General features: G+C 43.0%; 1 protein-coding gene. It reads right to left on the bottom strand.

Going from position 1 to position 300, the window contains the following annotated elements:
• Window positions 1-300: hypothetical protein (locus ACH5TX_RS00685; protein ID WP_439337630.1), on the bottom strand; the 300-nt coding region annotated here is incomplete at both ends.

The raw sequence follows: 300 nt of genomic DNA, 5'->3' as shown, positions 1-300 counted from the left end.
GATTGGTTTGTGGTATAGTCATTCCCGTTACCAGCAGTCCATGTATAGGTTTCCCCAGAACAGATTGTAGCATTGGTAACAATATCAGCAGGTTTCGGCGTAACCGTTAAGTTCAGTACTAAATCAGCAGTACAACCATCGTTAGTAACTCTAACACCGGATTGGTTTGTGGTATAGTCATTCCCGTTACCAGCAGTCCATGTATAGGTTTCCCCAGAACAGATTGTAGCATTGGTAACAATATCAGCAGGTTTCGGCGTAACCGTTAAGTTCAGTACTAAATCAGCAGTACAACCATCG

It is taken from the genome of Thalassobellus citreus, from assembly GCF_044385915.1.
GTDB classification, from domain to species: domain Bacteria; phylum Bacteroidota; class Bacteroidia; order Flavobacteriales; family Flavobacteriaceae; genus Thalassobellus; species Thalassobellus citreus.
The sequence above is the reverse complement of the archived record's forward strand: the minus strand, read 5'-3'. Positions and strand labels throughout refer to the sequence as shown.